Genomic DNA, 16,479 nt, shown 5'->3' on the forward strand with positions numbered 1-16,479 from the left:
CTCACCCCTTCCTGCGCGTGAGCGTGCAGTCGACGAACGGATAGACCATGGTCTGGTTCTTGTCGCCGGCCGGCGGGGCCGGCGCGTCCAGCAGCTCCGCGGGCGTGCGCCAGCCGCGGATCGTGCTGTTCACCTGGTCGGGCTTCGCCAGCATGATCTTCTCCGCGACGGCGATTGCGCTGCGCGCCGTGAAGTCGTAGCAGTTCGGGGTGTTGAGCCGCCAGTCGACGATGGTCTGGTGGCGAATGTCGTCGATCTCGAGCAGCACGGTGTGGCGGCTGCGGTAGCGCTCCGCCCGCGAGGGGCCTTCAGGCAGCTGGTCGGCGGCCATCTCTGTCCATCGCAAGGACAGCGGCAGGTTCAGCCACGGCGAGGCGATCGCGCCCCAGTGGTAGGTCGAGCGCTCGATATCCGTCATCGCCATGTACACCTCGATCGTCCGGGCGATGACCTGGCGGCGCCTTGCGGTCCGCATGGCGCTCATCACGTCGATCAGCGCGACCGCCGAGGCGATGCGCCGGGCCGAGCGCCCGCCGAAGTCGAAGCTGCGTTCGAGCTGCCCGACAGGCACATGCCGCAGGCGCGCGAATGGCTGCGCCGGATTCGCCTCGCCGGCTCGCGCCACGGGCACCTGCTCGCGCACCCAGCGCAGCGCGGTGCGCGCGCTGCCGCGTGAATACAGTTCCAGGCGCGGCACCGCAATACGGATCGCGCCGACTTCCTTGAGGTCGGGCGCCAGCGCATCCAGCGCGCGGTCCACCAGAAAGTCGCTCGCGGCCGACACCTCGCCGGCGCCGCACACGATGGCGAGCTTGCGCTGGTAGGCGATGAAGCCGAGGTCGTCGAGCCGGCGGTACACATCGGTCTCGCCGTTGATGTCGACGTAGTGGCACTTCGCTTCGAGCGCCGCCTTGGCAAGCCGATCAGCGGTCAGCGCGAACGGTCCCGCCGCATTGATGACGATCTGGAAGCCCGAGAGCGCCTGCACGACGGTGTACTTGCTGTCGAGCGCCAGTTCCATGCCTTCAAGGCCCAGGCGATCGCACAAGCGCCACAGCTCGGTGGCATTCCGCGCGCCGAGAACGACCTGCGCAAGACGGGTGGGGTTGGCCGCGTTGCCCCATCGACTCGCGGCCTCTTCCGCGATCAACCTGCCCGAATAGCCGGTCGCGCCATACAGCAGAACGCGTGGGGTCATGTCGGTGCTCCCGATCGGATCAATGCACCCGGTCCAGCGTCCAGGGGATGATCTCCCACAGGAAGCGCCGGTCCTTCGAATCCGGCAGATGGGCGAAGGTCTGTTCGTACTCGTAGCGCGCCGCGCCGGCCAGTGCACGTGCGGCGCTGCGCGCGTAGTCGAGCGCCTCGTGCTTTTCGATCCACCGGTGCAGCCATTGCACGTCGTCGTCGCTGCGCACGGGCCGCTGCAGCAGCTCGACCGCGCGATTGCGCTCCGCGCCGCTGCTGCGCCGCAGGGCCTCGATCACCATCAGCGTGCGCTTGCCCTCGGCCAGGTCGCCATCCTGCTCCTTGCCGTAACGCGCGTGCTCCTCCAGATTGAGGACGTCGTCCTGGATCTGGAAGGTGGCGCCGAGCAGGAAGCCGAAGGTGAAGAGCCGGTCGAGCGGCTCTTTTCCGCGCGTGCCGATGAGCCCGCCGAGGCGCAGGGGATGGATCGTCGTCAGCCAGCAGGTCTTCTTCAGCACCATCAGCAGGTAGTCGTCCTCGTTGATGTCCACGCGGTTGTCGCGCCGCCAGCCGAGTTCGAGCGCCTGACCTTCGGTGGTTTCCCATGCGACGTGCTCCGTCTCTTCGAGGATGCGCCGCGCGAGCATGGGGCCGAGCCGCGTCGTGTTGTCCTTGAGAGGCCGCACGCTCAGCAGGCTCAGCGCATCGCCCGCATTCAGCGCCAGCGGCACGCCGTGCAGCATGTGCAGCGTCGGCTTGCCGCGCCGCCGCTCGCTGGCGTCTTGGATGTCGTCGTGGATCAGCAGCGCGTTGTGCATCAGCTCGATGGCGACTGCGCTCGGCACGGCGTCCTCGATCGTCGCGCCGAAGGCCCGTGCGGCCGCGATGCAGAGCGTGGAGCGCAGCATCTTCCCGCCACGCATCGGATAGTCGCGCAGCAGCGCATCGAGATACGGGCGCTCCTCCTGGCTGCGCAGGTGTTCGACGAGCGCCTCGCGCGTGATCGCGCCGTATTCCGACAGCACTTCGTCCACCAGCGCCTGTCGTTCACTGCCTGTGGGCGGGATATCGTCGCGCCGCATGGTCCGGCCCTACAACTCGATTTCCACGATGCCGAACTGCGTGCCGTCGGCGGCGCACAGCGCGCCCTTCCAGCGGCCGGGCGCGTTGCTTGCGCGGGTGGCCAGCGTCATCACCGGCCCGTCCTGCTTCAGCGTGACCGCGCCCTCGATCTTGCCCGCTGACGGATTGACGGCGCTGAAGAACTGCAGCTTCGCCTCCTCGTCCTTGACGAGCGTCGGTGACACTTCCCAGCGCACGATCGACACCGCCCTGCACGCCGAACCTTTGGCGTGTTTGATCTTCACCATCGGACCGGCGGGCCGTGCGGCATAGCGCAGCGGCGCCTCCCGCGCCTCGGCGGGCGCAGGCGCCGGCGGCGCAGCCGAGGAGCGCGGTGGGGAGGCCGCAGCCGCATCGCGCGCGCCGTCGTTTTGCACGATACCCAAGGCGGCGCCGACCCAGCGGTACTCGGCTGCGAGCACGCGCTTGACCGGGCTGCCGGGCTCGGCGACCAGCGTCTCCAGCCACTCGATGCCCGCCAGCAGCGCCTTGCGCGTCAGGCGTTCGCCGGCGTCCAGCGCTTCCGAGGGCTCACCCGCCCCTTGTCGCATCGACGCTTCGCGCAGCGAGCGCGCGATGCGCGCGCCGCGCTCCATCTGCGCATCCGCGACGCGGTAGGCCGCGCGCACGGCGGACACGGCGGTGTCCTCGGCGGTGCGCAGCGGCACGCCGTAGAACGCACCCGCGCCGCTCTCGCCGGGCGCGGTGCGGTAGTAGCCCCCCGCGCCTCGATCCGGCGCGGTGCGACGGGGTGCTGTGCGCGCCCAGCGCGCTTCCTTGGGCGGCTCGGTGGTCATGGGTGGTCGTATCCCACGATGTCGTTGAGTGCGGGAAAGCCGCACAACGCATGCGCGGCCAGCATGCCCGACATCACCGCCGCCTCGACGCAACCTTCCTCGAAGCCGCAGGCGGTCCAGTCGCCGGCGATAGTCATGTTGACCACCGAGTAGTCGAGCGGGGAGATGCGCTTTTCGAGCGTTCCGGGCAGCGACAGGGTGAAGCGCTGCGAGCCGAGAAAGTTCGCCTGCACGAACGGCGGCGTCACGTAGTGCTTCTCCACCTCGCTCGATGCAGGGCTACCCAGCGCCGGCCAGAAGGCGGTCATGCTCTGGTTCAGGGTCGTTTCCAGGTCCTTCTCAAGTTGGCTGTTGAGGACGGCTTCGACCTCGCTCGCCTCTTGGTCCGTCAGCTTGTCGAGCGCGGGCGGCTCTTGCAGCGCCTGCCGCATGGCTGCATCGATCTGTGCATCGGGCAGAACGCCGCAGAAGTAGTGCACGGACCGATCGGAAGCAGGCGCAGGCGCAGGAGGCGCAGCCACGCCATCCTGCTGCCCCTTCTTGTTGGCGTTCCGCCACGAGAACTCGGCCGCCAGCGTGGACGTCATGTCGGCCCATGTTTCGAAGGGCGGATCGAGTCCCGAAATTAGCGTGGGCTGGCGCATCCATCCCAAAGTGCTGGCATCCGTGTTCAGCCACATCTGCGCCGCCCGCGTGCCGACGGTCTTGACGTTGTCGCGCATGTCCGCCCATCGCGGAAATGCGTCAAAGAAGGCTGGCCCGCAAACCTTGACGAAGTCGTCGACGCCCATCGCGAGAACGACTGCATCGAAGTGGCCCTCGTTGAACTGTTCGTTGATGTAGGTCGCATTCGTCGGGATCGGGTCCGCATCCGGCCAGCAGCCGGCGGGGTCCAGCATGTCCTTGAGCTGCGCGATCCGCTCATCGGCGGGCCGGGTGAAGCGCAGGCCGACCACGCGGGTGTCGGCGGTGTCCGGATCCAGCCCATCCGAAAACGAGACCTCTTCGAGCCTGTGCTTCAGGTGGAACCTGACGCCCTTGCGTCGAAGCACCCGGTACAGCGGCGCGAAGACCGCGTCGCCCATGCCCGAGCGCATGCGCCAGAACAGCGAGCCGCGATAGGTGAAGAACATGCGCAGCGCACCGCGCAAGGCCTGGCCCGCGGCGAGCGCCGGCTTCGACCGGTCGCCATCCTCGTAGCAGAAGGCCAGGTCGTAGAGGCCGATGATGAACGGCGAATTCACCGATGACTTCGTGGCGCCGTGATTGAGCAGCCATTCGCGGCAATCGATGCCGTTGATGCTGTCCAGGCCCTGCTTGCTGAACAGCACCCGGTCGCGGTAGAGGCCGACGGACACCGTGATGACCAGATCGATGATCTCGGTCTTGCGGCGCACCTGCTCGTCGATGCCGGTGATCTCGGCCAGCCGGCGGCGCATCGCGGTGGCGAGTGCTTCCATAAAGTCCAGTACCTTGGAGTTCCACTGCTGGCCGGAGTCGAATTCGCGCAGCCACACCTCCATGATGGTCACGCACTGCAGCAGCATGGCGGAGGCCACCAGCACCGCGTTGCGCAACGCGGTGGTGACGCGCTCCAGCGTGGCGGACGGCGAGCGCAGCGGATCGGCGTCGAGGTTCAGCTCGATCGCCTCGTCGATGCCCTGCCCGCCCTCGGGCCTGGGCGCGCCGGGTTGCGCTTCATTGGACGGCTCGGCGATCAGGCTCACGATCAGCGCCCGGGTCAGCGCCATCGCGCGGGCCAGATAGGCCGCCAGCGTGAACGGGTTGTCCCCTTGCTTGATGCCAGTGCCGGGCAGTCCATCCATCGGCGGCAGGTAACCGGTCCAGGCCTCGAAGCGGCCGGCGCGGTTCTTCGACGCGATGCCGATGTGCTGCTCGGGGAAGAAAGCCTCGTCGATCGAGCCGTGCGGCAAGGTGCTGCCGGACCTGGCATTCGGCCCCATGCCCTGTTTCTGCACCTGCGCGTAGCACTCGCGCATCATCGCGAAGGCGTTCTCGTAGAAGCCAAGCCAGACATGAAGGCCGTGTTCGCGGATCCGGCCGAATTCGTCGCGCCCCGATGCACCCTTGCCGCCGAGACGCCAGCTCGATTCGAAGACATGGATGGCGTAGCGGCGCAGATCGAGGCAGTGTTCATTCGCGTGCTGCTCGGCGACCCACTCGTCGCGCTTCTGGAGCTGCCATGCGGCGGCCAGTCCGGCCATGCCGCCGCCGACGATGAATACCTTCACGGGCGGCTCCGGCTTCTGGCCGCCGCCGCCGCTGGCTTTCGGAGTCGTCATTGCTCAATCCCTCTTGTTATTGCTTGAGCATGGCGGCTCGCCTTCCCGCGAAAGAGGCGGCAGCCGGGCTGGAAGTATGGGCGTGTTGCCGTGGCATTGGCAAGCTCCGATTGGGGAGGCAAAAGCTTGATCCGCTCGCATCACCCAATATGGGCAAAATAGCTCTAAATCCCCATATTGGCTATACCAGCCGGATCGGAGATCCACCGGAGCCCCCATGTCCAGCACGATCGGCTGATCGCAGAAGAGCCCCAACGGTCCCGGACGTGGGTGTGCAGGCCGGCGGCATAGGTGCGTCGCCTCGGATCCGCCCCGGCAGTCCACAAGTGCTGGCCGGCATCCATGGCCATCATGTCTGCCGACCCTTTGGTGCCGTCTCCCCACAAGATGGCGATCGGCAGGGGATTCTGGTACTCCGGGCCCCGTTCGTTGGCACGCCGTAGCCGGCCACTGAATTCGATGGCCCGCATGGCCGCGGCGATATGAGCTGCGTCCAGACCAGGGATCATCGACCCCACCCCGGCGGCGTTGTTGTCCCTCCCATGGGCAAGCAGCGCACCATAGTGACTGCCAGCAATTCGTGGTCAGACTCAGGCCGGCGGGTCAGCAGCGCTTCGCTGAAGTGTGTCGCCGCGTCAGCCTACATCTGGGCTTCCGCCGGTTTCCCGGACGCCTTGCTTAGCCCATTAAGCGCTGCTGCTCGAATTGAACCGGGCTGAGGTAGTTCAATTTTGAGTGTTTTCTGAACGGGTTGTAGAACCTGCGAGCGCCCTCAAGCTCACCTCGCCGGCGGATGCTGCAGGCGTTGCCAGCCGATCACCGGCCAGTCGCTTCGTGCTTGGTCAGTGTCGCCACCATAGACGACGCTGCCGCCTTCCAGCGCGTTAGGGAAGGCGGCCGCGAAACTGCGAAGGCCGCGAAAGTAGTCGGTGTTGACCGTCGCGCCAGCCTTGATCTCCACTGCACGGAGCTTCCGGCCCGAGGGAATCAGCAGATCGACTTCGTTGCCTGTCGCATCGCGGAAGAAGTACATTTCCGCCGACTCGCCCTGATTGAATCGGGTCTTGAGAGCTTCCATGATCACCAGGTTCTCGAACAAGCTGCCGAACAGCGGGTCGCGCACCACCTGGTCGGCGCTGCGCAAGCCCAGCAACCAACAGGCCAGACCCACATCGCAAAAGTACAGCTTGCGGCTCTTCACGAGCCGCTTCGATGTATTGGTGAACCAGGGGGGCAGCACGTGCACGATGTAGCTTGTTTGAAGCAGGTCAAGCCATGCCCGCGCGGTGGCGTGCGAAACGCCGGCATCATTGCCAAGGCTCGTGAGATTCACGAGCTGACCGACGCGCCCGGCGCACAGTCGTACGAAGCGTTCGAAGCGCTGCAGGTCATGAACGGCCGCCAACTGGCGCAGGTCACGCTCTACGTATGTCGTGAAATAGTCGCCGAGCGCCTGCGAGGGGTTGAGGTCGCGGTCGTGAATTCGCGGGTAAAAGCCCGTGAGCAGTGTCTGCGCCAGCGGCGGCACCGGATGCACCCGTGCGACCTCGGCGAGGGAGAACGGCAGCAGCCGCAAAACAGCGGTGCGGCCGGCCAACGACTGACTCACTTGGGACATGAGTTCAAACTGCTGGCTTCCCGTCAGGATGAAACGCCCCGGGGTGGGGTCGACATCGACCATCGCCTGAAGGTAGGAGGGGATCTGCGGTGCGCGCTGGATCTCGTCGACTATTGCGCCGCCTTCGATCCCTTTCAGGAAGCCTCGCGGATCCTCATTGGCGAAACGCCGGGTGTCGGGGTCTTCCAACGTGACGTAGGGCTTGTCGGGAAAGAGGTTGCGGCACAGCGTGGTCTTGCCACTCTGGCGCGGTCCGGTCAGTGTCAAGACTGAATACTGGCGCGCCAGTTCGGCGGCGAGTGGCGCCATGTCGCGAGCGATCATGTAGGCCATTCTACGCGTTTTGTGTAAATTGAAGATTTCTTCTTGTATTTGCAAAGCGACCTGGTTTTGTTGGGCCATTGGCGATGGCGCCTCGCTGTTTGCCACCGGCGAATGCTGCCGGCGATCCTCGGCTTTGCGCACGGCGAGCTCGCCGTTCGTGATGATGTTCATCAGCTTGTTCGGCGCCGATTGATCTCGGCCCCACGAGACTCCCCGGGAAGGTCCAGCGGACGTCGTTGAGGGTCCGTGCGTCCCTTGTCTCGACGCGCAGCAGACAAGCGTCAGATGCAAGCGAATCCCGCAGGCGGACTTATTCCACCTGAAAGTGTCTTTACAGTAAATTTACATTCTGATACACTTGTATCAGACTTGCGTTGAGCGTGAGCGGCCCTGGAGAAAGCTGACGTCCGACGCCAAGACGCTGCCCGGACCGAATATCGCTCGTCCCTGGTAGTTCAGGTCCACTTTTCGAGGTGAATGAAAACCGGCTATGCAATCCCCAGACCTTGAGACTGTTCAAATGGTCAGAGTCGCGCTGCAGGAGGTGATCTCGGCGCGTGAGCGTGGCGTTCAGGCTGTACCGTACTTCGCTCCTACCAACATTGGAACGCTCCCTCTCTGTGAGCAAGAGAAAGAGTTGAACATAAAGGAAGAGACCGACTACGGCAATCGTGTGCGCGCCGGCATCCACATGACGCTCTCTGCGGCAGCTTCGGCGCTTGAAGTTGCAGAAGTCCTCATGAAAAACTTCGCCGTCTTGGACGCAAAGGACCGGAAGCGCGAGTTGATTCGATGCTCGCTGAATGCCCGTGTTGCAAGGGATGCCGCGGCTGAAGCTGCCGCGGTCTTGTCGGGGCAGCAGGCACCAAAGTCTGATGCGATGGTGGAGATCAGACGGCTGAAGTCGGCACTTCTTCAGCGATTCGGGATCGGCGAGTAGGGGGCCGCATGCTTGGTCGCCATTCGGAGGAACTGATGAACGGACGCGCCTTGAGCTGCTAGACATCCCCACCACAACATCCTCTGAGATCAGAACGCCGCGCATCGCGAATGCGCCGGTCAGCGTGGAATGCCGCGCTTTGCCAAGTCGCAACCCTTCACCCCCGGTTCGCTGCATGCCTTGAATGACGAAGTCGCCTAGTTCCGGCCTTCCAACGGTTCCCCAGCTTCTCCGAACCCTGCGCTCATAACGTGCAGACCGGTTTGGTCGGCGCGTTCGTGCACGGGGTCCTCGATGACCTAGTGGTGTCTGTGAAGCTCTTTCTAATGGGAAAGCTTGGGCCCTCGGGGAACACGTACCGTCAGGCGTTGGAAGGCATTTGCATGTCTGCCACGTGTGCCCATGCAGATACGTTCCTCATCGGGGAAAAGGAGCAAACCTACTGGCAATTGGTCGCTGATGACAGCAAGTCCGCAACGGGTGACTTAGCAGCGCGTCAGTTTCTGAAGAATTGGGAACGTCTCGGCCTGAACCTTCCTGGCGCAGAGCAGTTGAAGGAAGCTCTCGCGACGCACCACGAACACAGCCACGCGGGCCGGCTCGCGTTGGCGAACAGAATGGACGTGGGGCCTGATGGGCGTATTCACTTTGGCCTGGGTCGACGGGTGAGGGGCGATTCATTCGCCAAACAGGCTTCCCTCGGTTTGGTCATGTGGTGCTTTCCGTAGAGCCCTCATCCGGCAGCGGCCTCTCAGTGAGGTCAGAGCCATCCGAGCACTGTATGCGACGCCATGGTGCTCATATTCTCGAACAGCTCAAGTGCGCATGGGCGACGCGCCACCCCCGCCGGCGGCCGCCTCGCCGTCGACCATGAAAATCGCATATCGATAGCCGAAATGCTTCTAGCGAGGCTGTGCCGCTAAGCGCCCGGTGGCTGCACAGTCATGTCTGCTCGCTAGGACTCTCCCTTCATCCCACGCTTAACATGGCCCAGAAACTCAAGATCGTCGCCGTCTCCGGCGGCCTGCAACGTCCCTCTCGCACTCTCGCCCTGGTCGAGCAACTTCTGGAGGGGTTGTCGGATGCATTGCCCGTGAACACACGGCTCATCGAACTCGGCGAGATCGTGCCGAAGTTCGCCGCCGTGCTGCAGCGTGCGCAGCTCCCCCCGGACGTCGAGGCGGTCCTGCGCGACATCGAGACGGCCGACCTGCTGCTGGTGGCGAGCCCGATCTACCGTGGCTCATACACCGGTCTCTTCAAGCACCTGTTCGACTTCGTCCACCATGAAGCACTCATCGACGTGCCGGTGCTACTCGCCGCCACAGGCGGCAGCGACCGGCATGCACTGGCCATCGACCATCAGTTACGCCCGCTGTTCAGCTTCTTCCAGGCTCACACACTGCCCATCGGCGTGTATGCGACCGACAAGGAGTTCGACAACTACCGGGTGACCAGCGAGGCCTTGCGCGCGCGGATCGCCCTTGCGGTGGAGCGAGCGCTGCCGGTGCTGCGGCAACGCGGCGAACGCGCGGTGGCAGTGCCGACGCTGGCCTTGGTGTAGGCGGCGCTGCAACCGACTGCGGCTCGGTCAGTCGCGCCGCGCACGACCTGCTCAACCGACCTCTGGCGTCAGAGATGCGCCGATCATCTCGGCGAAGCGGTAGACATATCGGCGCATGAATGCTCCGCGACGGAACGCCACGCGCGCCGTTCTGCTCCCGAACAAGGTGCCCAGTGGTCGAGCCGAGCCACGAGGTCCTGGTCCCCGTCGCCGCGCACGGCCATCTCGGCCACCAGGCCGACGCCCAGACCGAGTCGCACATAGGTCTTGATCACGTCCGAGTCGATCGCCTCGAGCACGATGCAAGGTGTGAGGCGGTGCTGCGCGAAGACTTGGTCGATGCGGGTTCGACCGCGCTCCCCCGCTTCGGTGAGCCTGACCAGGCGCTTGCCGTGGCGCGCGAAGATCTCGACGTCGAGCTCGTGCTCGAAATCCAGGATTCCCTTCGACAGGCCCGGTTGCGAGGTTCCCAGCGCGCGAGCGGTCTCCGTGAGGTTGAGCTTGTACCGAACCGCTTCCTGGACGTACCGAAATTGCCTGAAGTTCACGACCGGGGCGCTCAGACCGCGCGGGTGCCCACCGCTCGCGTCTTGCAGAGTTCAGGGTTGTGGGACACCAGCGTGCGTGCGTGGCGCCAGTGCCGTGAAGAAGGATTGGATGGTTCTGGCATCGCGGAGGCGCCAAGCGAGAAGCGGAGAGTGGCCCGTCCCTCCGAGCGTCGGTTCGTTCAATGCGGGGAAGTGCGCGCAGCGCTCGCGCGTGGCGCCTGCGCGAGCAGTTGCGCGACCGTCGATCGGGGCAGGGCGTCGCTTTCCCCTCCAGCCGCGCCGCTGCCGAGCGCATCGTCCACCGCCGCGCGCGTCAAGGCGGGTGCGAAGGCCTCGACGAAGGCGTAGACGAAGGCGCGGACGTAGACCCCGCGTCGCATCGCCAGCTTCGTCAGGTTGATGCCAAAGAGGTGTCCCGCGTCAACCGCGCGCAAACGGACATCACGCTCCGCTTCGAAGGCGATGTTCGCGACGATCCCGACACCCATGCCGAGTTCGACGTACGTCTTGATGACATCAGCGTCCATCGCCGTAATCGCGAGGTCCGGCTTGAGGCCGGCTTCGGCAAAGGCCTTGTCAATGCGCGTGCGACCGGTGAAGCCGCTGTCGTACGTGACGAGTGGATAGACTGCCAGTCGTTCAAGGGTCAGCGGCCTATCGAGCAACGCATGGCCCGGTGGGGCGATCACGGAATGGGTCCATCGAAAGCACGGCAGCGCCACCAGCTGAGGGTAGTCCCCCAGCGCTTCCGTGGCGATGCCGACGTCGGCTTCGCCGTCGAGCAGCATCTGCGCGATCTGCTTGGGCGATCCCTGGCGCAGGTGCAATTGCACGTTGGGGAATCTGCGGCGGAACTCCTGCACGGCGATCGGCAAGGCGTAGCGCGCCTGGGAGTGCGTCGCGGCGATGGAAAGCAGGCCGTCCTCCTGCGCCAGAAACTCCTGTCCGGCCTGGCGCAGGTTGTGGCTCTCCAGCAGCACACGCTCGATGATCGGCAGCAGGTGGTCGCCTGGCGCCGTCAGGCCTGTCAGGCGCTTGCCGGCGCGCGCGAAGAGCGCGATACCGAGTTCGTCCTCCAACTCACGGATCTGCCGGCTGACGCCCGGCTGCGAGGTGTGCAGCGCATGGGCAGCTTCGGTGAGATTGAAGCCGCTTCGAACGGCTTCGCGCACGGAGCGCAACTGTTGGAAATTCATGGAGGCCAGAGGAGTGAGCGGTGCCAATGAGCACGTAGCAGAAGATTCTGCGGGCCAGCCTTCAAACGCCGAACAACCGATTCGTTGCTTTCAAATAAGGGAATCATCTGAGTCCTTTCGGTACTCGATCCCTGTGCTTGCCAACAAGCAAGTCGCGAGAGAAGCTTGGACAATCGATCCTTCTTCTCCTTGATTCCCTCCGCATGATCTACTCTGCTTCCCCCACGCGATACGACGACATGCAATACCGCCAGGTCGGTCGCAGCGGCCTCGCGCGAGGGATCCGCGCGCAAGCTCCGCACTGATCGGCGCGAGCCGGCCCGACCGGATCGTGGACAACGTCGCGGCGCTGCGGGGCCCGGCATTCAGCGCGCAAGAACTGGCCGAGATCGATCGCCATGCGGTCGAAGGCGGAGTCACCTTTGGGAGAAGCCGTCGACCGACTATGCCTGACGAATCGCGTCGAGGCGCCGGAGCGTCGAACAAGTCGCGCATATGCAAGTTCGGTTTCAGAGCCACCGAAAGGAGGGCGCCGCCCTAAGATCGTTCGACTCACCTTGGATTTCGAGGGGCATGGCACATGTCGGGCGATGAGGAGCCTTGCGAGGTTCCGTCGGCGGTGAGTCCTGGACAGCCGACGCCAGCTTTCAGGTAAGAAGTGAAATGTGCCGCGAGGGGTCGAATCGCTCGCCCCTGGGAGAGCCACCCGTGTGAGCGGGTGGCTTTTTCATTGCTGCGGGAGCTGATTGCTCCGAGGCGCATTCAACGCAAACCGCATCTGCAAACTCGCATTCCTTCTTTTGCCGGCGCGTCGTGCGTCCGCAGAATCCGCCGGGTCAGGCCCATGCACCCCGTCGCTCTCGGCCTTGGGCATTGTCCCATCGCCTGTTCCGGCTATATGCAACTGACTCAACGGTCGTTTCACTTTCGACGACCCCTTCCGACAATCGCGTCCACTCTGAGCCGAAACACCTTCTCATTCCAAGCACCCATGACCGACATCCCATTTCCTCGGCGTCGACTGCTCCAGGGCGCGCCGCCGCGGGCACCGCATGAACGTGAGGCTCCCGATGACACCCACAGCTGAGTTGACGCCCGCCGAGCACGCCCGACGCGTGATCGCGCAAACGGCTGCGGTCTGGAACATCGCGCCGACCTCGCCGCGCGAGGCGGCCCGCCGGGTGCCGCAGGGCGATGTCCCGATTCGGATCATGCGGCGCATCCGGGCAGCGGCGGTGGCGTACGGTCGGCCGGCCCTCGCGCATTCATGGTGAGTCCTGTGCGCAAACCTCTTCGCTGCGCCATGCCGCGTGCGCTGGCAGGCGGTCGACCATGTCGAGCGCCGGTGGCTTCGCTGGCATCCGGGTTATCAGAAGAAGGCGACGTGATCGGTGACCATGAACACTGAAACAGTGAGCCTCATCGGCGCCCCTAACGGCGTCCGGCTCGAGGCGCGGCACCTCTTCAAGCGCTACGGCGAGCGCGACGTGCTGGTCGACACGCAGATCACCATCGAGCCGGGGGAATTCATCGTCATCGTGGGGCGCAGCGGTTGCGGCAAGAGCACGCTGCTGCGCCTGGTCGCCGGACTGGAAGAGCCGACGCGCGGCGCGCTCTACACGGATGGCAAGCGCATCGACGGCCTGCACGACGACACGCGGATCCTGTTCCAGGAGGCGCGCCTGCTGCCGTGGCGCTGTGTTCTCGACAACGTCCTGCTCGGGCTGCCTGCCCAGGCGCGCGAACGTGGCGAGCAGGTGCTGTCCCAGGTCGGCCTGAAGGAACGGGCGGGCGAATGGCCGGCGCGCCTGTCGGGCGGCCAGCGACAACGGGTGGCACTGGCCCGCGCATTGGTCCACTTTCCCCGGCTGCTCATCCTGGACGAGCCCTTAGGAGCGCTCGACGCGCTCACCCGCATCGAGATGCATCGACTGATCGAAAGCCTGTGGGAGCGCCATCGCTTCACCGCGCTGCTGGTCACGCACGACGTGCAGGAAGCCGTTGCCCTGGCCGATCGCGTGATCCTGATCGAGGACGGGCGCATCGCGCTGGACGAACGCATCACGCTCGCGCGGCCGCGATCGCAGGGCGACGCGGCATTCGCCGCCATCGAAAAGCGCATTCTCGACCGCGTGCTCGGCAAGCCCGATGCCGTCGCCGAAGCGGCGGCGAACGATGCCCGGCTGGAGGACGCCTTGACGCAGGGTCTGCGCTGGGCCGTCTGACGGGCCCCATGTCTCGACCACCAACCCAACCCGATTCTTGCCATGACCACACTCCAAGCCGTTCCGGACGCAACACTCGATCAACTGTTTCGCAATGCACGCACGGTGCATGCCTTCAAGCCGGTGCCCGTGACCGACGAGACCCTCCGCGCGCTCTACGACCTCGTGAAGTGGGGCCCGACCGCGTTCAACGCGCAGCCTGCGCGCTTCGTTTTCGTCCGCAGCGCCGAGGCCAAGGAACGCCTGAGGCCTGCGCTCTCGGCGGGCAATACCGCGCAGACCCTGGCCGCCGCGGTGACCGTGATCGTCGCGCACGACACGCGCTTCTACGAGAATTTGCCGCACCAATTCCCGGCCTACGACGCCAAGCCGATCTTCGAGGGCAACGCCGACGTCGCCCAAGCGACGGCCTTTCGCAATGGGAGCTTGCAAGGTGCCTACCTGGTGCTGGCTGCCCGGGCACTGGGACTCGATGCCGGTCCGCAGTCCGGCTTCAACGCCGACCTCGTCGACAAGACCTTCTTCCCGGACGGGCGCTGGCGCACCAACTTCCTTGTCAACCTGGGTGTCGCCGACCAGACTGCCACTTTCCCGCGCGGCCCCCGGCTGCCCTTCGACGACGTTGCGCAGATCCTCTGACTGAAAGGGCAAGGCCATGACCAGAGAAGATGCGGTCGGCCGCGCGCCGGTGGCGTGGATCGCCGGCGTCGGCGCCAGCGCCGGGCTCGGCGCCGCACTGGCGCGCCGGTTCGCAAGCGGCGGCTTCACGGTGGCGTTGACCGGGCGCACGGCGCCGCAGCTGCAGGCGGTGGCCGGCGAGATCGAAGCGGCCGGCGGTCGGGCGCATGCATTCGCCGGCGACGTGGCGAGCGAAGCGGAGATCCACGGCATCGCGCAGCGCGTCCAGGCGCTCGGTGCACTGTCGATCGCCGTCTTCAACGCCGCCAGCGCGGTGCGCGCACCGACGCTCGAGCTCACGGTCGATCAGTTCACGCAGGCTTGGCGCACCAGCACCTTGGGCGGCTTCATCTTCGGGCGAGAAGCGCTGCAGTTGCTGCTGGCGAATGGCCTGGACTCCCGGGCACCGAACGGCCGCGGCAGCCTGCTGTTCACCGGTGCCACGGCGGCCTTGCGCGGCAAGCCGCCCTTCGCCGCCTTCGCGGCGGCCAAGGCGGGACTGCGCTCGCTGAGCCAGAGCCTGGCGCGCGAGTTCGGGCCCCAGGGTATTCATGTCGCCCACGTGGTGATCGACGGCGGCATCGATGGCGAGCGCCTTCGCAGCAGTGCACCGCAGCGCGTGGCCCAGGCCGGCGACGACGGACTGTTGAATCTCGACGCGATCGCCGAGAGCTACTGGCAGCTTCACCTGCAGCATCGCAGTGCCTGGACGCAGGAAATCGACCTGCGTCCGTTCAAGGAAACCTTCTGAGGAGAACGCATGAGTGCCGTACTGAACGCGTGGCCGGGCGCGGCGACCGTCTCTGCCGTGAAGGCCGAACTCAACTACCTGGCGCCGGGCGGCGTCCGGCCGGTCAGCTACACCTTCGAGCCGCCGGCGGGTGTTCCGTGGAGCACCGGGGAGCTGACTCCGCGGTCGGTCGCGATTCACGACGGCCGCTCGCTGGCCGCGCTGGGTGAGCTCTCGCTCGATCGGAGCGGCTTCTCGCAGCTCGCGCACCGCAGCAGCGTGACCGACTTCAACGACGATGCGGTCATCCGCGCCGATTACTACGCGGAATCGGCCGCGCTGCTGCGGGCCGTGACCGGCGCCGAGAAGGTCGTCGTCTTCGACCACACGCTGCGCGACAGCGCCAAAGGCTCGCGCGGCACGCGGACGCTGCGCGAGCCCGTGCAGCGGGTGCACAACGACCAGACCTTCGTTTCGGGCCCGCGCCGCGTGCGCGACCATCTGCCGGCCGACGAGGCGGCCGAGCGCCTCGAGCATCGCTTCGCCATCATCAACCTGTGGCGTCCGCTGGCCACCGTGGAACAGCTGCCGCTGGCACTGTGCGACGCGCGCTCGATCGCGCCGGGCGACCTGGTACCCAGCGATCTCGTCTACCCCGACAAGGTCGGCGAGACCTACTCCTTTCTCCACAACCCGGACCACCGCTGGTACTGGTTCCCGCGCCTTCGCAGCGACGAAGCGCTGCTGTTGAAGATCTACGACTCCCGCGAGGACGGCACCGCGCGGCTCACGGCCCACACCGCGTTCGTGCATCCGGACACGCCCCCCGATGCGCCGCCGCGCCGAAGCATCGAGCTTCGCGCGCTGGTGTTCTGGCCGGAGCAAGCGCCTGACGCCGCATGAACGCGAATCTGCAGGCGCTCGCCGGGGGCTTGCTGATCGGGGCGGCGGCGGCCGTCTTGCTGCTGTCCAGCGGTCGCATCGCCGGCATCAGCGGGATCGTCGGCCGCTTGGTCGTGGGCGATGCGGGGCCGCGTGGCTGGCGCATTGCCTTCGTCGCGGGCTTGCTGCTGTCGACGCGCTCGTCGCGTGCGGCGACCCGCAACGAAGGAAAACGCGCAAACTTATTCGGCACGCCGAATCCGGCCGATCGATGCGAGGGCAGGGCTTACTCGACCCGCGCATAAGCAGGTTGCGAATGCGTCGTTCCGTTTGCCGCGACTTGTTCCCATACTTCGCGGATTTC

At 65.8% G+C, this 16,479-nt stretch carries 15 protein-coding genes and 3 pseudogenes; 9 read left to right on the top strand and 9 right to left on the bottom strand.

What is annotated here, in order from left to right:
* Position 1: 1 nt before the first annotated feature.
* The 6 genes from AC1D3B_RS26475 to AC1D3B_RS26500 all read right to left on the bottom strand — a co-directional run bounded on the left by AC1D3B_RS26475 (position 2) and on the right by AC1D3B_RS26500 (position 7,523).
* Positions 2-1,198 (bottom strand): saccharopine dehydrogenase NADP-binding domain-containing protein, encoded by a 1,197-nt coding sequence (locus AC1D3B_RS26475; protein ID WP_478193642.1) that lies wholly within the window; start codon positions 1,196-1,198, stop codon positions 2-4.
* Positions 1,199-1,217: 19 nt separating this feature from the next.
* A complete protein-coding gene (locus tag AC1D3B_RS26480; RefSeq protein ID WP_478193643.1) occupies positions 1,218-2,270 on the bottom strand; it encodes a polyprenyl synthetase family protein in 1,053 nt (350 codons plus the stop codon).
* A 9-nt stretch (positions 2,271-2,279) separates the two neighbouring features.
* The gene (locus AC1D3B_RS26485) at positions 2,280-3,107 is read right to left on the bottom strand and encodes a hypothetical protein (protein ID WP_478193644.1); all 828 of its coding nucleotides are present in this window, start codon (positions 3,105-3,107) and stop codon (positions 2,280-2,282) included.
* A complete protein-coding gene (locus AC1D3B_RS26490) occupies positions 3,104-5,410 on the bottom strand; it encodes an FAD-dependent oxidoreductase (protein WP_478193645.1) in 2,307 nt (768 codons plus the stop codon). The genes AC1D3B_RS26485 and AC1D3B_RS26490 overlap by 4 nt, the downstream gene beginning before the upstream one ends.
* Before the next feature lie 164 nt (positions 5,411-5,574).
* A complete protein-coding gene (locus AC1D3B_RS26495) occupies positions 5,575-5,988 on the bottom strand; it encodes a Tn3 family transposase (protein ID WP_478193708.1) in 414 nt (137 codons plus the stop codon).
* Between the two features lie 200 nt (positions 5,989-6,188).
* A complete protein-coding gene (locus tag AC1D3B_RS26500; RefSeq protein WP_478193646.1) occupies positions 6,189-7,523 on the bottom strand; it encodes an ATP-binding protein in 1,335 nt (444 codons plus the stop codon).
* Between the two features lie 319 nt (positions 7,524-7,842).
* Here AC1D3B_RS26500 and AC1D3B_RS26505 point away from each other — a divergent pair, with 319 nt between their 5' ends.
* Both AC1D3B_RS26505 and msuE read left to right on the top strand, forming a co-directional pair.
* Positions 7,843-8,292 (top strand): hypothetical protein, encoded by a 450-nt coding sequence (locus AC1D3B_RS26505; RefSeq protein WP_478193647.1) that lies wholly within the window; start codon positions 7,843-7,845, stop codon positions 8,290-8,292.
* Between the two features lie 985 nt (positions 8,293-9,277).
* Positions 9,278-9,856, top strand: coding sequence for an FMN reductase (gene msuE / locus AC1D3B_RS26510; RefSeq protein ID WP_478193648.1), 579 nt, complete (start codon positions 9,278-9,280; stop codon positions 9,854-9,856).
* A 51-nt stretch (positions 9,857-9,907) separates the two neighbouring features.
* Here the strand turns inward: msuE and AC1D3B_RS26515 are convergent.
* The 3 genes and pseudogenes from AC1D3B_RS26515 to AC1D3B_RS26525 form a co-directional block, all read right to left on the bottom strand.
* Positions 9,908-10,209, bottom strand: a pseudogene (locus AC1D3B_RS26515) (LysR substrate-binding domain-containing protein); the annotation flags it as partial.
* Between the two features lie 63 nt (positions 10,210-10,272).
* Positions 10,273-10,404 (bottom strand): annotated as a pseudogene (locus AC1D3B_RS26520) (LysR family transcriptional regulator); the annotation flags it as partial.
* A 179-nt stretch (positions 10,405-10,583) separates the two neighbouring features.
* Positions 10,584-11,600, bottom strand: coding sequence for a CysB family HTH-type transcriptional regulator (locus AC1D3B_RS26525; protein WP_478193649.1), 1,017 nt, complete (start codon positions 11,598-11,600; stop codon positions 10,584-10,586).
* 277 nt (positions 11,601-11,877) lie between these two features.
* Here AC1D3B_RS26525 and AC1D3B_RS26530 point away from each other — a divergent pair.
* From AC1D3B_RS26530 to AC1D3B_RS26560, 7 genes and pseudogenes are all read left to right on the top strand, one after another.
* Positions 11,878-12,053 (top strand): annotated as a pseudogene (locus AC1D3B_RS26530) (L-glyceraldehyde 3-phosphate reductase); the annotation flags it as partial.
* A gap of 617 nt (positions 12,054-12,670) precedes the next feature.
* On the top strand, positions 12,671-12,874 hold the full coding sequence (locus AC1D3B_RS26535; RefSeq protein WP_478193650.1) for a hypothetical protein: 204 nt from the start codon (positions 12,671-12,673) through the stop codon (positions 12,872-12,874).
* A 123-nt stretch (positions 12,875-12,997) separates the two neighbouring features.
* Positions 12,998-13,825 (top strand): ATP-binding cassette domain-containing protein, encoded by an 828-nt coding sequence (locus AC1D3B_RS26540; protein WP_478193651.1) that lies wholly within the window; start codon positions 12,998-13,000, stop codon positions 13,823-13,825.
* A 42-nt stretch (positions 13,826-13,867) separates the two neighbouring features.
* The gene (locus AC1D3B_RS26545; RefSeq protein WP_478193652.1) at positions 13,868-14,464 is read left to right on the top strand and encodes a malonic semialdehyde reductase; all 597 of its coding nucleotides are present in this window, start codon (positions 13,868-13,870) and stop codon (positions 14,462-14,464) included.
* A gap of 16 nt (positions 14,465-14,480) precedes the next feature.
* Positions 14,481-15,254 (top strand): SDR family NAD(P)-dependent oxidoreductase, encoded by a 774-nt coding sequence (locus AC1D3B_RS26550; protein WP_478193653.1) that lies wholly within the window; start codon positions 14,481-14,483, stop codon positions 15,252-15,254.
* A gap of 9 nt (positions 15,255-15,263) precedes the next feature.
* Complete coding sequence (locus AC1D3B_RS26555) at positions 15,264-16,136, top strand: CmcJ/NvfI family oxidoreductase (RefSeq protein ID WP_478193654.1); 873 nt, start codon at positions 15,264-15,266, stop codon at positions 16,134-16,136.
* Entirely contained in the window at positions 16,133-16,420 is a 288-nt protein-coding gene (locus tag AC1D3B_RS26560) for a YeeE/YedE family protein (protein ID WP_478193655.1), read from the top strand. Before AC1D3B_RS26555 ends, AC1D3B_RS26560 begins: the two co-directional genes overlap by 4 nt.
* Positions 16,421-16,479 lie beyond the last annotated feature (59 nt).

It is taken from the genome of Variovorax sp. P5_A3, from assembly GCF_056400665.1.

Coding starts and splice junctions, on each gene's coding strand:
- AC1D3B_RS26475 (WP_478193642.1), bottom strand. CDS start 1,198: ATGACCCCACGCGTTCTGCTGTATGGCGCGACCGGCTATTCGGGCAGG.
- AC1D3B_RS26480 (WP_478193643.1), bottom strand. CDS start 2,270: ATGCGGCGCGACGATATCCCGCCCACAGGCAGTGAACGACAGGCGCTG.
- AC1D3B_RS26485 (WP_478193644.1), bottom strand. CDS start 3,107: ATGACCACCGAGCCGCCCAAGGAAGCGCGCTGGGCGCGCACAGCACCC.
- AC1D3B_RS26490 (WP_478193645.1), bottom strand. CDS start 5,410: ATGACGACTCCGAAAGCCAGCGGCGGCGGCGGCCAGAAGCCGGAGCCG.
- AC1D3B_RS26500 (WP_478193646.1), bottom strand. CDS start 7,523: ATGAACATCATCACGAACGGCGAGCTCGCCGTGCGCAAAGCCGAGGAT.
- AC1D3B_RS26505 (WP_478193647.1), top strand. CDS start 7,843: ATGCAATCCCCAGACCTTGAGACTGTTCAAATGGTCAGAGTCGCGCTG.
- msuE (WP_478193648.1), top strand. CDS start 9,278: ATGGCCCAGAAACTCAAGATCGTCGCCGTCTCCGGCGGCCTGCAACGT.
- AC1D3B_RS26525 (WP_478193649.1), bottom strand. CDS start 11,600: ATGAATTTCCAACAGTTGCGCTCCGTGCGCGAAGCCGTTCGAAGCGGC.
- AC1D3B_RS26535 (WP_478193650.1), top strand. CDS start 12,671: ATGACACCCACAGCTGAGTTGACGCCCGCCGAGCACGCCCGACGCGTG.
- AC1D3B_RS26540 (WP_478193651.1), top strand. CDS start 12,998: ATGAACACTGAAACAGTGAGCCTCATCGGCGCCCCTAACGGCGTCCGG.
- AC1D3B_RS26545 (WP_478193652.1), top strand. CDS start 13,868: ATGACCACACTCCAAGCCGTTCCGGACGCAACACTCGATCAACTGTTT.
- AC1D3B_RS26550 (WP_478193653.1), top strand. CDS start 14,481: ATGACCAGAGAAGATGCGGTCGGCCGCGCGCCGGTGGCGTGGATCGCC.
- AC1D3B_RS26555 (WP_478193654.1), top strand. CDS start 15,264: ATGAGTGCCGTACTGAACGCGTGGCCGGGCGCGGCGACCGTCTCTGCC.
- AC1D3B_RS26560 (WP_478193655.1), top strand. CDS start 16,133: ATGAACGCGAATCTGCAGGCGCTCGCCGGGGGCTTGCTGATCGGGGCG.